This is a genomic window from Paenirhizobium selenitireducens ATCC BAA-1503 (assembly GCF_000518785.1).
Classification (GTDB): domain Bacteria; phylum Pseudomonadota; class Alphaproteobacteria; order Rhizobiales; family Rhizobiaceae; genus Allorhizobium; species Allorhizobium selenitireducens.
The window spans coordinates 17,424-33,176 of the sequence record NZ_JAEG01000023.1 but is presented as its reverse complement, the minus strand read 5'-3'; the positions used below and the strand labels follow the sequence as shown (position 1 = coordinate 33,176).

Sequence of the window (15,753 nt, the reverse complement as noted above, 5' to 3'; positions counted from 1 at the left end):
GGGTTCGCTCTTGCCGTCCCCGCCCATCCCCCTCATCTGCGAAATCTGAGGTTTAGCCTTCGGCTAAGCCCTCGATTTCGCTTCTTCTCCCTCGACGGGGAGAAGACGGCCGCGGCGCTCGGGGCATTCTCCTCTCCCCCCGTGGGAGAGGATACAAAATCACGACCTTAGCGCAGCTAAGTCGTAGATTTTGTTGGTGAGGGGGTTCTTTTCTGCCTCATCCCCACAACCCCCTCATCTGCGAAATCTGGCACTTAGCTGACGCTAAGGTGCCGATTTCGCTTCTTCTCCCACAAGGGGAGAAGAAAGCCCCATCACCGCATGCGATGGCGAAGGACCGGGCGGCTGCGGGTGTCGCTGGAAGGCACGAGGGTCGGGGCGGGCGTGTTGGCCGGTGCGAGGGCGGCCGGCTCCTGCTCGGGTTGGAAGGTATAGCTGTCGGCGCGCCGCCAGGTCTCGATACGTTCCTCGCATTCGACGGCATTGAGCCCGTTCCACAGCTGCTCGGCGCGGGTCGAGCCCGGCGCCGGCTTGGCGAGATGCGGATAGAGCCTCTCCAGCACGAACACCGCCTCGGCGGCTTCCATGCCGACGCCCAGCAGCGTGGTCGCCAGCTGCCGGCCGGAAATGTCGAGCAGGATGCGCTCGGCCAGCCACCGGCTGGAGGACAGGATGTCGGCCAGCGTGGTGGCGAAATGGGCGCCCTCGCGGTTGCGGGCAAAGCGCACCAGAAGCGCCGCCTGCATGGCGGTCACGGTGCGAAGGCCAAGGCGGTCCGACGTCGGGCGGTTGACATGGGCCGCAAGCCTGCGGATCTGGTCGCGCAGCTGTTCCTCGCGCTCGGCGGCGCTCATGGTGGCAGCGGCTGCGGCGGTCTCGGCAGCTGCCTGTGCGGGGCTCGGTGCGGCGGATCCTGCCGTCTTGCCCGGCTTGGGGGTCGCGGCCGGTGCGGTTGCGGTTGTGGCCGGTGCGGCGCGGTCGGATGCGGCGGTTCTGGCCGTCGTCCGGGCCATCGCTTCCGCCTTCGTCTCGGCTTCGGCGGCGGGTGCTGCGGTCCGGGCCGGCTCGCCGTGGCGCAGGCCGACCAGCGCGTCGATCACGGTGGGCGACAGCTGGTCGCGCCGGACGATGGCGCGGGCGTGGGCCGCCCCTTGGGTGCGGGCGATCATGATCAGCAGGTCGTCGGACAGGCAGGGCGAGGAGACGAGGAAGGGCGCGGCGATCGAGATCGGCTGCGAGGCGATGAAGAGCGCGACCGCGCCCGGCACGTTGGGGCATTGCGACAGAGCCGCCACCGCCTGGCGGCGGGCTTCCTCGGTCGAGGCGTGGAACAGCGGCGTGAACAGTTCGGCAAATTGCCTAAGTTCGGATTTGCTCGGGAAGGCCAGGGCTTCGAAACTCGTGACGGTCGCCATCAACACAACGTCCCTTTTCCTCACGCTCACCGGTTTTTCCAGCTCTCGAAACTGATCGATCACGACAAGACCCACACCTACGCAATACCTGATTGGCACACTGTAGAGCCAATTTGTTAGCAACCTGTTAACTAAGCTATGGCTCAATCGTCCGGTAGCGTGGTGGCGAACAGATGATTCGCCTAGACTTCGCTTGTACCGCAGTTTGCGTGCCCTCAGAGGGCAGGACCCGACCCCCTCTTTGAGCGCGCAAGAGAAAGGCGCAAAATGGCTTCGGCCGGCGCCGGCCGCATCATATCGCGCGGTCCGGCGGTCGGAGATTGCGCTGGCTCTTCCAAGCGAAGGGCAGGGTGAGATCGCTAGAAACTTCATCCGTCTCGATTTTCAATCATGGAGACGAGAATGGCGAATATTATCAGGATCACGGACAGGCTTTCGCTCGGCGCGCGCGCCGTGCGCAGCGATGGTGCGGCGGCACAGGTGCTGCTGTTCACCGGCATCCGCTACGAGCGGCGCGAGCCGCCGGCGAAGGCCGAGCCGCGGCTTCCGGCGCTGCCGCGTCCGCAGGGCGGCAAGGGTCAGGACAGCCTCGGCCGCTGAGGCGGGCAGAAGCATTGCCGACGGCGACGGCAGGCGGGGCCTTTGGCCTCAGTCGTCGGTGAGCGGCGCGCACACCGCCTCGTCGAGGAAGTTCGAGGCCTGGGCTGAAAAACTCGGCGCCGGCACCATGGTGCGCAGCACGATATAGCCCGTCGTGCCCTTGTGCTCGACGATGATCGACTGGGTGAGCGCCGCCCCCGGCGCCTTGCGGATCTGCGACACCTGCACGGGGCTTGCCACCAGCGCATCGAGATCGCCGCCGACCGAGGTGCGGTCGTTCATCGAGAACACCTCGTTGGAATCCTGATCGTAGACCGCCATCGACCAGAAGCTCGGGCCGGCAGGCGCGAGAAGCCGGATCGGCGCCAGCGTCAGGTCGAAATGGCAGACCGCCACCTTCAGGAACGGATCGACATTGGCAAGCCCGCCCGCATCGGCCCGCGTGTCGGCCCGTGCGTGGGAAAGATCCGGCAGGCTGATGAAGCGATGCGACGGCCCGAGCATCTTCACCCGGGTAAAGGCATCCCGACCGGTGAAATGCGGCAGCGACAGGATGATGATGATGTGCAGAAGGGCCGCGCCGATCAGGCCGGTCAGCACCGCATAGGGCAGCCGGTTCATTGGCCGCACCCCAGGCTCTCCACCTTCGGCATTTCCAGCCCGATCAGCCCCGAACTGCCGGCCGCCGGCGTGTCGAGGAGCGTTAGCACCAGCGAAAACGCCCCGGCATCGGGCAGCGCCAGCCAGTTCATCGGCTTGGCCGTCGGCGAAACGGTGATCTCGAACGAGCCGTCGCGATTGCGCAGGATGCCTTGCGAATTCTGCGCGAAGGGCAGTTCGGCCCGCGTCTCGAGCGGCTGCCCGTCCGGATCGGCGGCATAGAGCGTCCACAGCCTTGCCGTCGGCGTACGCCCGATGATCCTGTACGTACAGTTGGCGGTCAGCTGCTGCCCGCTCTCGTCGGTCGAGGCGGTGAACGTCAGTCCCTCGGCCGAACCATAGAGCAGCCGCCCGGCCTTGGCGCGGTGCGACTTGGCGTAAGGGTCGGCCCCGGCCGTCTGCACGTCGGGAAAGGCGCTCCATACGCCGAGCCGAATGGCGCCGAAGCCGGCCGACGCATTGAGCGCCGAAAGCGTCGTCAATATCCCCCCGCCAAAGGCGATGATGAGCGAAACGGCGATGAGAAGGGGAACCCGAAACACGTGATGCCTTGAACCAGATTGCACGGTCAAACGGGTAGCACTGATTCCGGGGAAGGTGAAGGGTGAGGAATGGTCGGCGAAGCCGACGAAACGATCCAGCGAATCGTTTCGAATGACGAATGCCCTGAGCCCAAGCGAAGGGCCGGGGGTGGCGGGAGGCATGCAGACGAGACGGAGGTGCAGACCGAACGTGGAAGGCGTGAATGACGCAAGAACCGCAAACATCGGCGGCCACGAGTTCGCCGCCTGTCGAAAGCCACGCCCGCCACCGGCCGTTGGGTCTCCGGCCTTGCCCCTCACCCTGAGCCGACCGGGGTCGAGCCACGTGTCTCGACCCGTCCTTCGGACCCCCGTAAACGGGGAGAGGGAACCGCCACGGCGGTGCCGTTCGTCCCTTCTCCCCGTTTACGGGGAGAAGGTGCCGGCAGGCGGATGAGGGGCGGTCCTGGATCGGACGGTCAAATCGGAAGAATTGATTCTCCGAAGGGGAAGGCGATGCAGGCGGGAAGGCGGCGCACCAGCCTTGATCGATGTGCAATCATTGACTACATTGCAATCATTGATGACAGGAGCTGAAATGGCGAGCATCACCATTCGCAATCTCGATGACGGGCTGAAACAGCGGTTGCGTCTGCGCGCCGCGACCCATGGGCGCTCCATGGAGGACGAGGCGCGCGACATTCTGCGTTCAACGCTCTCGGCGGAAGGCCGGCGGCCCGGCAATCTGGCCGAGACGATCCGGCAAAGGGTCGCCGCGCTGGGCGGCGTCGAGCTCGAGATCGCCCCGCGCGAGCCGATCCGGCAGGCACCGGTCCTGGGCGAATGATCGTCCTCGACACCAATGTCCTGTCCGAACTTCTGGCGCCGAGCCCTTCGCAGGCGGTCGTATCCTGGCTTTCCGCACAGCCTGCCGCCGCGGTCTTCACCACGGCCGTGACCGAGGCGGAAATCCTGTACGGATTGGCGCTCCTGCCGGACGGCCGCCGACGTCAGGCGCTCGAAGCGGCCGTGAGACCGATCTTCTCCGAGGACCTCGCGGGCCGCGTCCTCGCCTTCGATCGCGAGGCGGCCGCAAGCTACGCCGTGATTGCTGCCCGTCGCCGTGCCATCGGTCGGCCGATCAGCCAGTTCGATGCGCAGATCGCCGCCATTGCCGTCTCGCGCGGCGCCTCCATTGCCACCCGCAATGTCGCCGATTTCGCCGAGACCGGCGCAACCGTCATCAACCCTTGGGAATTTCGCGCACTCGACTAGGGATTTTCTGACCGGCGAGATGGGCACGTTGACGGCATGGCCCTCAAGGCTGCGCCGGGTCAAAGCAACGGCGGCTCGGTCGAAAGAACGCTCGGCCTCGTCCCAAACAACATCGCCCCCCTCTCATTCCCTACCGAAATCCAGCGGCCCGACGTCCTGCGCGCCGTGCAGCACGCGCAGGATCACGATGCGGTCGGGATAGGTGCGGAAATAGATGCAGCGGTCGCGGTAGGGCAGGCCCCGCAGGCCTTCGAGAATGTGGTCCCGGGGCGAGCCGGTGAAGTCGACCTCGGCAATCCATGCGATCTTGGCGGTCAGGTCCGCCAGGAACGCGCGGGCATAGTGCGGGCTGGTCCGGGCGATGTAGCGCCGAATGCCCCGCAGATCTTCAATCGCCAGCGGCGCGATGATCAGGCGTTTCGGTTCGATGGCTCTGGCTCTCCTCCATCACCTCGTCCAGGATTTCGGCGCTTGAAGAATATGCCTTGCCGCGCCCCGCCGCAATCTCCGCATCGGCGGCGCCGATGTCCTGCCGCAGCGAGCGCATTTTGACCTCATAGTCCGCCAGCATGCGGATTCCGGCCCGAACCACTTCGGTTTCCGTGCCGAACCGGCCGCTTCGCACCAGATCGGCCAGGATGCCGTCATAGGCGTCGCCGAGGGAAAAGGTCTTTGCGCGTGCCATGGGTGGGGCTCCTGTGTTCCTCGCAATATATGGAAAAACCCAATACTATTGCAATGTCCATCGCATGTGCACTTCCGCGCGTTCCCCCCATCACCCCACCGCCACGATCTCCAGTTCCTGCTCGCCCAGCGAGACCACGTCGCCGACTTCCTTGCCGATCAGAAGCCGCGCGACGGGCGAGACGTAGGAGATCGAGCCGGTTTTCGGGTCGGCCTCGTCCTCGCCGACGATGCGGTAGGTCTGCACCCGGCCGTCGTCGCGTGAGAAGGTGACGGTGCCGCCGAAGGCGACGCGGTCGGTGGTCTCCGGCGGGGGCACGAGCTGGGCGGAATGCACGCGTTCGGAATAATAGCGCAGGTCGCGCAAGGGGCCGGCCGCCTGGCGCCGGCGTTCGTTGACGTCCTCGATCCCGGTCGTCGCTTCATAGGCGGCGCGCGCTTCGGAAAGCTGCCGCTCGAGTGCTTTCAGGCCTTCCTCGGTGACGAGGTTGGGGTGGGGCGAGATCGGGCGGTCGGGCAGAAGGGTTTCCGCCGCCGCTTCGGCACTCTCTTCCTTGACGAAGGCAACGCTCACTCTGCAACTCCTCTTGCCATGCTGAAGGCCCGGCGGCGCATCGGGGGGAAAACCCGTGGCGGCCGCAGCGCATCGAGGGACCATAGACCAACCGTCCGTGTTGATCCATTGCCGCGATCGGTGGCCGCGGTTCCTGGCCGGGATCGATCGGTCGGGTCGGCAGGCGGGACCGCTCGCCGGGCGGCACCTGTCCGCATCCGGCCGCCTGAGCCGGATCGCCCGAGCCAGATCGCCGGAGCCAGATCGCCGGAGCCAGATCGCCCGAGCGCCGGGGGGAGCAAGCGCGTCGCCCTCGGAAACGTGATTTAGCATCCCCTCAAGAACGCGCTATCTTTCGACCGGTGAACCAAAGGAGGAATGAGCCATGAAGACTCTTGCCTTCAGTGCCGCCGTGCTGTCGCTGTCGGCGGGATTTGCCCTGGCCGATTGCGGCGCTCACACCACCAGCGCCGCGGTGAATGTCGACCGGCAGATGACGACGGCGAGCATCGTGCCCGACGAGCCGGCGGTAACGGATGTCGTGCTGCTCAAGCAGTCGCGCCTGCCGGCGGAAGAGAAGGTCAGCACCGAGTAGCGTCCGCACCGGGCGGCGGGCTTAAAGCATCTCCAGGAAAAGTGCGAAGCGGTTTTCCGTCCGGAAACGCGAAAAAACAAGCAGATAGAGCGTTTCCGCGACGCCGTTTAAAGCGGAAACACGCTAGGCCGCGTCGGTCCGTGCCACGTCCGCCGCCGCGGCGGCCAGCCGCCAGCCGTTGCGGCCCGCCGCCTTGACGGCGTAGAGCGCCTCGTCGGCGGCTTGAAGCAGCTGCGCCAGCGCAGCATCGGTGGCGATCGAGCCGCAGGCGACGCCGAGACTGATGGTGACGCGGCGATTGCGGTCGCCCGTATGGTCGTGGCGGATGGAAAGCGCGCTCACCGCCCGGCGCAGCCGTTCGGCCAGCATTTCGGCGCGCGCCGGCACGCCCTGCGGCAGCACGACGAGGAATTCCTCGCCGCCGAGCCGGGCGATATGCACCGTGTCGGGCAGTTCGCGCCGCATGGCCTGGGCCACCCGTTTGAGACAGTCGTCGCCGGCGCCGTGGCCATAGGTGTCGTTGAACGCCTTGAAGTGGTCGATGTCGATAATCAGCACAGCGCTGGCCGAAAGCCCGGCCGGCGTCAGCAGCCGGCGCAACCGGGCGATCTCGGCCTCGGTGCCGCGCCGGTTGGGCAGCTGCGTCAGCGGATCGGTGGAGGACAGCCGCTCCAGCTCGTCGTTCTGCCGCGACAGCTCGCGCTTCAGCGCCTCGTTCTCGTGCAGCTGCAGGAAGGCGCCCTGCCGCTCGACCTCCAGCTGGTGGCTGGCGACCAGCGTCAGCACCAGGGTCGGCACATAGACCGCCAGGTGATAGAAGAGGTAGACGGGCGTCACGCCTTCGAGCAGGCCGATCATGGCGTAATTGATCGCCGTCGTGCCGAGGCTTGCCCACACGGCGAGGTCGAAGGTCGGGCGGATGGCGATCGTTACCACCATCTGGAAGATCGCCGCGGCGTAGAAATAGTGCAGCACCGCCGGATTGTGGCTCGAGGCGAGCACGATGCACCAGACGAGGTTCGCCGCCATGCTGACGCCAAGCGTGGCGATTTCCCGGGCGCGGATCGAGCGCGCCATACCCGTCTGGTACCAGCCGAGCGCGAGCGCCAGCGGCAGGATGAAGCCGAAGCGCAGCGACAGCGACAGCCAGACGATGTCGCCGAGGATCAGCACGTCGACCAGCGCATAGCACAGATAGAAGGCGGCGATCGTCACGGTCATGCGCGACAGGGCATGGCCGCGGGCGTTCGCGCGCGATATCTCGTAGGCTGCCATCTGCTCGTCCGTCAGACGCGGAAGCGCGGCAAGGCCGAGCCAGTGGTTCATGCTTGGTCCTGTGATCAATGTCGGGTCAAACCTGACCGCCGGGTGATGCGGCACGCCCGAATCGGGCGGCTGGCGCCCCTAGCAATAGACGGGTTCGGCGTCGCTGCCCATGAAGACCGGCGGACGCGGTTAACCGCGCGTAAGCAAACCGATGCGAAATCTGGCAAGGCCCGGTGGCCAAGCCGGCCGGTCGATCAGGCGGCCCGTTTCAGCCAACAGAATGGCTCCAGATAGACGCGCCATGCTTTGGGCGCTCAGTCGATGCTCGCCACCTTCTGCGGGTCGAGCGCAAGGGGCTTGGCTTCCTTGAGGCGCCGGGCGATGTCGCGGATCATCCGGGTCGTCTCGGACGACAGCGAGCGGGCCCGGACCATCGGCGCGACAGTGTCCGTGCCGGCCGCGGGCTTTGCCGTCTTGGCCGCGGCGATCGCCTTCTCCGCCTCCGGCGTCGGCGTCTCGACGCCGGGAATGGGGCGCAGGTCGATGCCTTGGTGGGCATAGTCCATCAGCGACTTGAATGTCATCGCCGGCAGCGAGCCGCCGGTCATGTTGTTGGTCGAGGTATAGTCGTCATTGCCGAACCACACGGCCGTCGTGTAATTGCCGGTATAGCCGCAGAACCAGGCGTCGCGGTAGGCCTGGGTGGTGCCGGTCTTGCCGCCGGTCAGAACCCCGTCGACGGCGGCGCGCCGCGCCGTGCCGACGTAGGGAACGCGGGTCAGCATCTGGTTCATGTAGGCGGCGGCCGTTTCCGACAGAACCCGGGTCGCCGCCGGCGCGTCGCGCTCGAAATCATAGAGCACGTCGCCATTGTAGTTCATGATCTGCGCGATCCCGTGGCGGCGCGACTGGTAGCCGCCGGCCGGGAAGACGGCATAGGCTGTCGCCTGGTCGAGCACGGTCACTTCCGAGGTGCCGATCGGGATGGTCACGTCCTTGCGGATGGGCGTCTCGACGCCGAACTTCTTCGCCTCCGCCATGATCTGGTCGATCGCATTGGGGCCGAGCTTTTCCTTGGCGAGCCTGACCGGGATGGTGTTGATCGATTTCGCCAGCGCCGTCTTGATGTCGATGCGGCCGGCATAGGAATTGCCGTAATTGTGCGGGCTCCAGTTGCCCCAGGAGATCGGCGCGTCGGTGATCGGCGAGTCCGGCGTCAGACCCTTCTCCATCGCCAGCGAATAGGTATAGATCTTGAACGATGAACCCGGCTGGCGCAGCGCCCGCGAGGCGCGGTTGAACTGGCTTTCGCCGTAGTCGCGGCCGCCGACCATGGCGCGCACCGCCCCGCCGTTCTCGATCATCACCAGGGCGGCCTGCTTGACGTGGTAGCTCTCGCCATATTCGCGCAGATTGGCAGCCACTGCCTCTTCCGCCGCCTTCTGCAGGCCGGTGTCGATCGTCGTGCGCACCACCAGCGTGTGGTCCTTGAACTTTCCGGCGATCTCCTGCGCCTCCTCGAAGGCCCAGTCGAGGAAGAAGTCGGGTGCCTCGGCCTCGTCGCGGTCGATGACGGTGGCCGGATTGCGCCTTGCGGCGATCACCTGGCCCTCGGTCATCATGCCGCCCTGCACCATGTTGGACAAAACGACGTTGGCGCGGGCGCGCGCCGCCGGCAGGTTGACGTGCGGCGCATATTTCGCCGGCGCCTTGAACAGGCCGGCGAGCATGGCCGATTCGGCGAGGTTCACCTCCGTCAGCGGCTTGCCGAAATAGAATTGCGAGGCCGCCGCCGCCCCGAACGTGCCGCCGCCCATATAGGCGCGGTCGAGATAGAGCGACAGGATCTCCTTCTTCGTCAGGTTGGCTTCCAGCCACAGCGCCAGATAGGCTTCCTTGATCTTGCGCTCGATCGACCGCTCATTGGTGAGGAACAGGTTCTTGGCCAGCTGCTGGGTCAGCGTCGAGCCGCCCTGCACGACGCCGCCGGCCTTGGCGTTTTCGCTCATGGCGCGCATCAGCCCGAGGAAGTCGATGCCGAAATGCTCGAAGAAGCGCCGGTCCTCGGTCGCCAGCACCGCCTTGATCAGGTGGTCGGGCAGTTCGTCGATCGGCACGGAATTCTCGTGGATGATGCCGCGATGGCCGATCAGGTTGCCGTAGCGGTCGAGAAAGGTGACGGCGAAGTCGCCGTGGTTGCGCCAGTCTTTCTTGGTCTCCTCGAAGGCCGGCTGGGCGAGCGCCAGCATCAGCACGGCACCCGCGGTGCCGAGCGTCATGCCCTCGCCAAGCACTTCGAAGAACAGCTTTTTCCAGCCGCGCACGCGAAAGCGGCGGAAGAAGATGGTGATCTCCTCCCAGATCTCCGACAGGCGGAAACCGGCATTCCACATCGACGAATCGATCCAGCTGTCAATCTTCAGCAGGATATGGCGCTTGAGGCGCGGCTTCTTCTCGGCTGGCGGGCGTTCGTCGGCCACTTCACTCTATCCCTGAACGAGACGGGCCTTTCGGCCCTTGACGCGCGTGCCGGCAGGGCTCAAGAGCAAGCCCTGGCGCCGGCAAATCGGCATACTCTACAATATGCTGATAGATTGTCGATTTGCCGGCAAAGAACAAGAAAAAAGCGAGGCGCCGTCGGATACGGCCCGCCTTCGCCATGGCCCGGCGCCTGGCCGGTGATGACGGATGAACGATCTACCCTACTGGAAGACCAAGAGCCTGGCCGAGATGAGCCTTTCCGAATGGGAAGGCCTGTGCGACGGCTGCGGCCTGTGCTGTCTCAACAAGCTCGAGGACTGGGACACCGGCGACGTGGTGTTCACCTCGGTCGCCTGTCGCCTGCTCGACGGCGAAAGCTGTCGCTGCAAGGACTATGAAAACCGCCAGGCGACCGTGCCGGACTGTATCCAGCTGACCGTCGAGGGCGTCGACGAAATCGCCTGGCTGCCGCCGACCTGCGCCTACCGCCTGGTGGCCGAGGGCCGCGACCTCTACTGGTGGCACTACCTCGTCTCCGGCGACCGCGAAACCGTACACCAGGCCGGCATCTCGGCCCGCGGCCGCACCGTCTCGGAAGACGACGTGCCGCTCGAGGATTTCGAGGACTATGTGGTGGACTGGCCGCTGACCGTCGGGGGCAAGGCGGAGTAGGGGGCAACCATCGTTTGCCGTCAGCCTTTTGGCCCATCGTGCCCGGCGGGGCAGAGGGGCGAACGTGCGTCGAGGCAGGCGGCGCGCCTTGGGGAAACTGCCTTTGCTGCAGTGCCTCCCCTCGACGTGAGCGGAAATACTATGCCAATATTGCACTGTTATTGTCTGGGGGACTACAGTGACCGAGAACATTTTCGTGAAAGCCATGGCCGGCGTTGTCACCGTGGCGACCGTGCTTGGCATCGGATATACCGTCGCCAAATATGCGACGGACTTCGAAGCGGCCAAGGCCGAGATCCAGAACCTGCGTGGCCAGATTTCCCAATTGCACGAAGTGCTTGGCAAGGCGCAATTCGGCGGTGAAGGCCCGCGCGGGCCGAAGGGCGATCCTGGCGAGCCGGGTCCCCAAGGACTGCCGGGCCCCCGCGGACCGCAGGGAGAACGCGGCGAACAGGGCCCTCCCGGTCTCCCCGGCTCGGGCGGCGAGGGCATGTCCGCCGAGGCCGTGCGCCAATTGGTGGCCCAGACGGTCCAGCAGCAAATGGCGGCGCTTCCCGCGGCTTCCGTTGCGGCAAGTCCGGTCGCGCTACCCGGCACCGACGTTTTCAACAGCACCGGCTGCATCCCCGTAGCCTCCCTGCTGAACCTGCAGGTCCTGACGCTAAGGGTCGGCCAGGAATTCTGCGACCGGGATGGCGCGTTGCTGGCGCGGATCGTTAAGTCTGGTATTACTGACGCCTTTGGAGCAATGCGCCCGGGCAAGGGTACCGATTGGTGCGGTCTAAACAAGGTTTGCACGCTCCGCTGGCTGGGCAATAGAGAGTTCGTCTATGAACGGTTTGGCGAAGATGAAAAGGGTCCAGTGGCACTGCTGCGGCTTAAAAAATAGTCCCTTGATTGCTTTCTCCGGGGAGCAAGCGCCGCGCCTCCGGGAAGGATGAAAAGAGGGCCACCCCGCCGTCAGCGCCTCCCGGTTCGCCCCCCTCTGTCCTGCCGGACATCTCCCCCACAAGGGGGGAGATCGGACCGGGGCCGGCCTGCCGATTCGGATCTGATGTCGAGTATGGTGGTGGATGATCGCCTAACGCGCCCGCCAGCCTGTTGCTGTCTGGTTTCCAAAACCGATGCGAAATGCCGGGCGCCGGCGGCACGCCGATCTCCCCCCTTGTGGGGGAGATGCCCGGCAGGGCAGAGGGGGGCGGGCTTGCTCCGCTCGTCAGCTGCCCTGTGTCACATGGATGTCCGGATCGAAATCGACACGCGTGGCTTTGCCGTCGGGCGTTTTCAGAACCAGTTCGACCCCACCGCCGATGGAGTGCATGTAGCGCACCACCGAAGAGAGCAACACATCATCGGCATTCTCGATCTTCGATACGGTGTTCTGCGTCATCCCGGCGCGGCTGGCGACGTCCTGCTGGGTGGCCTGCATCGTCTTGCGCACCTCGGCGAGAGCCTTGCCGAGCCGCCGTTCGCGGCGCTTGGCGTCGAGCCGGTCGCGCACCTCTTCTGGAAGTTCGGCGCGAAGGTCTTTCCACTCGGTACTCATTTCGTCTCCTCCAGCCAGGCGGAAAACCTGGCATCGGCCTTGGCGACCAGTTGTTTGTAGAAGAGGGCCTGGTTCTTGCCCTGCTTTTCCCCGCCGCACAGGATGACGGCGCTTTGCGCGGGGTCGAAGGCAAAGGCAAAGCGCCAGACCTGTTTTGCGACCCTGACCCGGATCTCCTTCATGTTCGCATGACTGGATCCGGAAAGCGTATCGACCTCGGGGCGGCCGAGAAAGGGACCGTCATCTTCGAGATGGTCAAGCACTTCGCCGACCAGTTCCTTCAGCCCAATATGCAGCGCTTTCCATTCCGGAACGAAATCGGGATGAAATCGCACTGTATAGGTCATCCGGGCCTCAAGATATATATTCAAAGATATAAAATCAAGTCAGGCACGCCATGACGTCTGGTGCTCACGGCGCATGCAAGATGCCATTCTTCCCTTTCATGGGGGAGATGCACGGGAGGCGGAGGGGCGGACTTCGACCGGTTGGCCGGGCGCGCGTTAACTCAGAACTCTTCCCAGCCGGGACCGGCGCCACCGCCGCCGCCACCGCTCGGGCCGTTGGCGGAGAACAGTTCCTCGAGGTTGAGGAAGCAGATCATCTGGTCCTGGTGGGCCAGGATGCCGTCGATGAACTGGGTTGCCTGTCCGGCATTGTGCGGCACCGGCTGGAGGCTTTCGGCGGGCACGGTCAGGATGTCGGAGACGCCCTCGACCAAAAGGCCCATGGTCATGTCGTTGACATCGGTGACGATGATGGCGCTGCGCTCGGAGGCTTCGGTGCCCTGCATGCCGAGCTTGGCGGCGAGATCGATGATCGGGATCACCATGCCGCGCAGGTTGATGACGCCCAGCACCTCATAGGGCGCGTGCGGCATCGGCGTCACCGGCACCCAGCCGCGGATCTCACGGATCGAGCGCGTCCTGACGCAGAAGGACTGGTCGTTCAGCCGGAAGGCGATGATTTCCAGGGAGCCAGTGGTTAGCGCATTGATGTTCACGCAAGTATCCTCGCGACAGGGGAGAATTGGGATGCCCTGTATATCGGCCAAAGCTGGCGCCGGGCTGTCGAGGCGCAGGTGTCGCCAGCCCCTCTACATGCCCTTCAGCGCCGCCCGAAAAGCCCGGCGAGCCAGTGGTCGAGCGAGGCGCGGCCGGGGCCGCGGGCGAGGATGAGGATGAGACAGGCGGCCCAGGTGCCGTGGGTCGGCCAGGCGCCGGGATAGACGAAGACCTGGATCACCAGCGTCATCATCAGAAGGGCCGCCGCCGAAAGCCGGCTGGCAAGGCCGACCACCAGCAGCGCGGGGAAGAGATGCTCGGCGATGGTCGCCATATGGGCGGCGATCGAGGGGGAGAGAAGCGGCAGGCGGAACTCGTTCTCGAACAGGTAGAGCGCGCTGTCGGAAACCTTCCAGCCGTCGAGCTTGGTCTGGCCCGACTGGAAGAAGACCCCCGCGATCGAGAGGCGCGCGACGAGCGCGATCAGGTCGTGGGGAATGCGGTTGGCAAGGCCGATCGCGCCGGCGATCACCCGAAGGGCCGGGTGCCTCGTGGAGGACAGCGCCATTGGCGTGGCTCCGGTCGCCGGTGCCTGCCTCGCGCGTGCCGTCGTGTCGGCAGGCGTCATCGCGGGTGACACGGCGGGTCTCAAAGCCGGTCCTGGCGTGGAATTTGGGGCAAGTTCCTGGGGCATCATGCTTCCTCCCGGAAAGCGAGTTGAACGAATGCGCCGGTGATGATCAGCCCGGCGAGATTGGCGGCAAGGTCGAAGGCCGGCGCATCCGCGACGGCGGCCTGCACCGCCTCGGCAAGCGTCTGCCCGGTGGAAAGGGCGGTGAAGAACTGTGCCCCTCCGGGCGGCAGGCGGTGCACCTCCACGCCCATGTGCGGCCGCACGATCAGCGCATCCTCGCCCGCCCGGTCCCTGATTGGCGCAAGCGGCAGCTCACCGGCATTCATCGCCCAGATGGTGACGACGGGATGGGGCGAGCGCAGGAGAGCAAGCGAGGGATGTGGTTCGAGTACGAGATCGCCCAGCCGTTCCGCGGGGACGGCGGCGAGATCGGCGGCGGCGAGCGGTTCGGCATCGGCGGAATGATAGGCGCGGCTGCGCGCCGCCTCGAGCCGGATGACGTCGGGCAGATAGGCAAGCTTCGCCGCCGGCTCGAAGCCTTCGACGAACCGGGCGAAATCGTCGCCGTAAGCCAGCAGCAGCGGCGAACGCGGCGGATGGGCGGCGACGAAGGCGCTCGCCATGGCGCTGAAGAATTCCGGCCCGACGATCGCCTCCGTCGCGGGAAAGCGCGCGGCAAGCGCGCCGGTCAGCCCGACCTGCACATTGTTGCGGTAGACGCCGAAGCGGCGCTGGGGACGGTTCCCCGTCCAGGCCGTCAGCCCCTCGGGCACGGGGCGGTCCGGATCGGCGAGCGAGGCGGCGAAACTGGGCTGGAAGGCGGCGGGCGCGCAGGCGTGTCCGGGCGCGGCCGGGTTGGCCGGCGCTTCGGATCGCGTGGTGGGCCTTGCTGCCGATTTCGTGGCGGGTGTGAGGGCGGTTGTCATGGCGCCCTCACGCGGCCCGGCGGCGGGCGCTGGCGTCGAGCAGGGCCTCGGCCGCCCGCGCCTCGGAAAGCAGCACCGGCCAGTCCGGCACGTCATTGTCCCATTCGATCAGGCTGGCGACCGGCCCGGTGCGCTCCAGCACCTCTTCGTAGAGTGCCCAGACCGGGTCCTTGACGGGCGTGTCGTGGCTGTCGATCAGCAGGGTGGCGCCGGCATCGTCGACGGTTTCCGAATGGCCGCTCAGATGGATCTCGCGCACATGGGCAAGCGGGAAGCGGGCCAGATAGGCGCGCGGGTCGAGATTGTGGTTGGTGGCGGCGACGAAGACATTGTTGACGTCGAGCAGCAGGCCACAGCCGGTCAGGCGCACCAGTTCGGCGAGGAAATCGGTCTCCTCGATCGTGCTCTCCGTGAAGGTCAGATAGGTCGCCGGGTTTTCCAGCAACATCTGCCGTTTGAGCAGATCCTGCACCGTGTCGATGTGCTCGGCGACGCGGGCAAGCGTCGCTGCGGTATAGGGCAGCGGCAACAGGTCGTTGAGAAAGACCTCGCCATGGCTCGACCAGGCGAGGTGTTCGGAAAAACTCTCCGGCTCGTAGCGGTCGCACAGGCTTTTCAGCCGGGCGAGATGGTCGCGGTCGAGCGGCTGCATGGCGCCGATCGACAGGCCGACGCCGTGGATCGAGAGGGCGTAGTCCTGGCGCAAGCGCGACAGCTTCGCATGCGGCGGGCCGCCGGCGCCCATGTAGTTTTCCGCATGCACCTCGAAAAAGCCGAGCGGCTGCGGGGCGGCGTCGATCGCGGTGAAATGCTCGGGCTTGAAGCCGACGCCGGCGCGGGGCGGGAGGCTGGAGGGTTTCATGCGTCTTCTCCGATTGCTTGAGGGGAGGGAGGCGGCGGCGCGAAGCGTCGCGCCGCCGC

General features: G+C 65.9%; 20 protein-coding genes. 6 read left to right on the top strand and 14 right to left on the bottom strand.

Features of this window, described 5'->3' with window-relative positions:
* Positions 1 to 314: 314 nt before the first annotated feature.
* On the bottom strand, positions 315 to 1,415 hold the full coding sequence (locus tag L867_RS26015; protein ID WP_104368048.1) for a DUF2336 domain-containing protein: 1,101 nt from the start codon (positions 1,413 to 1,415) through the stop codon (positions 315 to 317).
* 402 nt (positions 1,416 to 1,817) lie between these two features.
* On the opposite strand from L867_RS26015, the gene L867_RS28085 reads away from it, so the two are divergent.
* Positions 1,818 to 2,015, top strand: a complete 198-nt coding sequence (locus tag L867_RS28085) for a hypothetical protein (protein ID WP_028738607.1) — start codon at positions 1,818 to 1,820, stop codon at positions 2,013 to 2,015.
* Between the two features lie 48 nt (positions 2,016 to 2,063).
* Here the strand turns inward: L867_RS28085 and L867_RS0120660 are convergent, their stop codons facing one another.
* The gene (locus tag L867_RS0120660; protein WP_028738606.1) at positions 2,064 to 2,636 is read right to left on the bottom strand and encodes a DUF1254 domain-containing protein; all 573 of its coding nucleotides are present in this window, start codon (positions 2,634 to 2,636) and stop codon (positions 2,064 to 2,066) included.
* Positions 2,633 to 3,217, bottom strand: coding sequence for a DUF1214 domain-containing protein (locus tag L867_RS0120655; RefSeq protein ID WP_028738605.1), 585 nt, complete (start codon positions 3,215 to 3,217; stop codon positions 2,633 to 2,635). The genes L867_RS0120660 and L867_RS0120655 overlap by 4 nt, the downstream gene beginning before the upstream one ends.
* Positions 3,218 to 3,794: 577 nt before the next feature.
* Between L867_RS0120655 and L867_RS0120650 the strand changes: the two genes are divergently transcribed.
* Positions 3,795 to 4,043 carry a FitA-like ribbon-helix-helix domain-containing protein gene (locus L867_RS0120650; RefSeq protein WP_028738604.1) on the top strand — a complete coding sequence of 83 codons (249 nt, stop codon included), beginning with the start codon at positions 3,795 to 3,797 and terminating at the stop codon, positions 4,041 to 4,043.
* Positions 4,040 to 4,471, top strand: a complete 432-nt coding sequence (locus tag L867_RS0120645; protein ID WP_028738603.1) for a type II toxin-antitoxin system VapC family toxin — start codon at positions 4,040 to 4,042, stop codon at positions 4,469 to 4,471. Before L867_RS0120650 ends, L867_RS0120645 begins: the two co-directional genes overlap by 4 nt.
* Positions 4,472 to 4,594: 123 nt before the next feature.
* On the opposite strand, the gene L867_RS27180 is transcribed toward L867_RS0120645, so the two are convergent.
* The 3 genes from L867_RS27180 to greA all read right to left on the bottom strand — a co-directional run bounded on the left by L867_RS27180 (position 4,595) and on the right by greA (position 5,729).
* Positions 4,595 to 4,834 (bottom strand): type II toxin-antitoxin system RelE/ParE family toxin, encoded by a 240-nt coding sequence (locus L867_RS27180; protein ID WP_232363988.1) that lies wholly within the window; start codon positions 4,832 to 4,834, stop codon positions 4,595 to 4,597.
* A gap of 25 nt (positions 4,835 to 4,859) precedes the next feature.
* A complete protein-coding gene (locus L867_RS26010) occupies positions 4,860 to 5,156 on the bottom strand; it encodes a type II toxin-antitoxin system ParD family antitoxin (protein WP_051439140.1) in 297 nt (98 codons plus the stop codon).
* Positions 5,157 to 5,246: 90 nt separating this feature from the next.
* The gene (greA, locus tag L867_RS0120635; RefSeq protein WP_028738602.1) at positions 5,247 to 5,729 is read right to left on the bottom strand and encodes a transcription elongation factor GreA; all 483 of its coding nucleotides are present in this window, start codon (positions 5,727 to 5,729) and stop codon (positions 5,247 to 5,249) included.
* 364 nt (positions 5,730 to 6,093) lie between these two features.
* Here greA and L867_RS0120630 point away from each other — a divergent pair, with 364 nt between their 5' ends.
* Positions 6,094 to 6,303 carry a hypothetical protein gene (locus tag L867_RS0120630; protein WP_028738601.1) on the top strand — a complete coding sequence of 70 codons (210 nt, stop codon included), beginning with the start codon at positions 6,094 to 6,096 and terminating at the stop codon, positions 6,301 to 6,303.
* A 123-nt stretch (positions 6,304 to 6,426) separates the two neighbouring features.
* Here the strand turns inward: L867_RS0120630 and L867_RS26005 are convergent, their stop codons facing one another.
* Together L867_RS26005 and L867_RS0120620 are read right to left on the bottom strand one after the other, a co-directional pair.
* On the bottom strand, positions 6,427 to 7,629 hold the full coding sequence (locus L867_RS26005; protein WP_084638674.1) for a GGDEF domain-containing protein: 1,203 nt from the start codon (positions 7,627 to 7,629) through the stop codon (positions 6,427 to 6,429).
* Positions 7,630 to 7,883: 254 nt separating this feature from the next.
* Positions 7,884 to 10,049 carry a transglycosylase domain-containing protein gene (locus tag L867_RS0120620; protein ID WP_028738600.1) on the bottom strand — a complete coding sequence of 722 codons (2,166 nt, stop codon included), beginning with the start codon at positions 10,047 to 10,049 and terminating at the stop codon, positions 7,884 to 7,886.
* Positions 10,050 to 10,257: 208 nt separating this feature from the next.
* Here L867_RS0120620 and L867_RS26000 point away from each other — a divergent pair, with 208 nt between their 5' ends.
* Both L867_RS26000 and L867_RS27855 read left to right on the top strand, forming a co-directional pair.
* Complete coding sequence (locus L867_RS26000) at positions 10,258 to 10,722, top strand: YcgN family cysteine cluster protein (RefSeq protein WP_037174100.1); 465 nt, start codon at positions 10,258 to 10,260, stop codon at positions 10,720 to 10,722.
* Between the two features lie 178 nt (positions 10,723 to 10,900).
* Positions 10,901 to 11,611, top strand: coding sequence for a collagen-like triple helix repeat-containing protein (locus L867_RS27855; protein ID WP_210163658.1), 711 nt, complete (start codon positions 10,901 to 10,903; stop codon positions 11,609 to 11,611).
* A gap of 327 nt (positions 11,612 to 11,938) precedes the next feature.
* Here the strand turns inward: L867_RS27855 and L867_RS0120605 are convergent, their stop codons facing one another.
* From L867_RS0120605 to bufB, 6 genes are all read right to left on the bottom strand, one after another.
* Positions 11,939 to 12,268 carry a helix-turn-helix domain-containing protein gene (locus L867_RS0120605; RefSeq protein WP_028738598.1) on the bottom strand — a complete coding sequence of 110 codons (330 nt, stop codon included), beginning with the start codon at positions 12,266 to 12,268 and terminating at the stop codon, positions 11,939 to 11,941.
* Entirely contained in the window at positions 12,265 to 12,615 is a 351-nt protein-coding gene (locus L867_RS0120600) for a type II toxin-antitoxin system RelE/ParE family toxin (RefSeq protein ID WP_028738597.1), read from the bottom strand. Before L867_RS0120600 ends, L867_RS0120605 begins: the two co-directional genes overlap by 4 nt.
* Positions 12,616 to 12,776: 161 nt before the next feature.
* Positions 12,777 to 13,271 (bottom strand): chemotaxis protein CheW, encoded by a 495-nt coding sequence (locus L867_RS25990; protein ID WP_051439139.1) that lies wholly within the window; start codon positions 13,269 to 13,271, stop codon positions 12,777 to 12,779.
* Positions 13,272 to 13,375: 104 nt separating this feature from the next.
* Positions 13,376 to 13,840 carry a DoxX family protein gene (locus L867_RS0120590; RefSeq protein ID WP_037174094.1) on the bottom strand — a complete coding sequence of 155 codons (465 nt, stop codon included), beginning with the start codon at positions 13,838 to 13,840 and terminating at the stop codon, positions 13,376 to 13,378.
* Between the two features lie 125 nt (positions 13,841 to 13,965).
* Entirely contained in the window at positions 13,966 to 14,832 is an 867-nt protein-coding gene (locus tag L867_RS25985; RefSeq protein ID WP_084638673.1) for an HvfC/BufC N-terminal domain-containing protein, read from the bottom strand.
* A 7-nt stretch (positions 14,833 to 14,839) separates the two neighbouring features.
* The gene (bufB, locus tag L867_RS0120580) at positions 14,840 to 15,694 is read right to left on the bottom strand and encodes an MNIO family bufferin maturase (RefSeq protein ID WP_028738595.1); all 855 of its coding nucleotides are present in this window, start codon (positions 15,692 to 15,694) and stop codon (positions 14,840 to 14,842) included.
* Between the last annotated feature and the right edge of the window lie 59 nt (positions 15,695 to 15,753).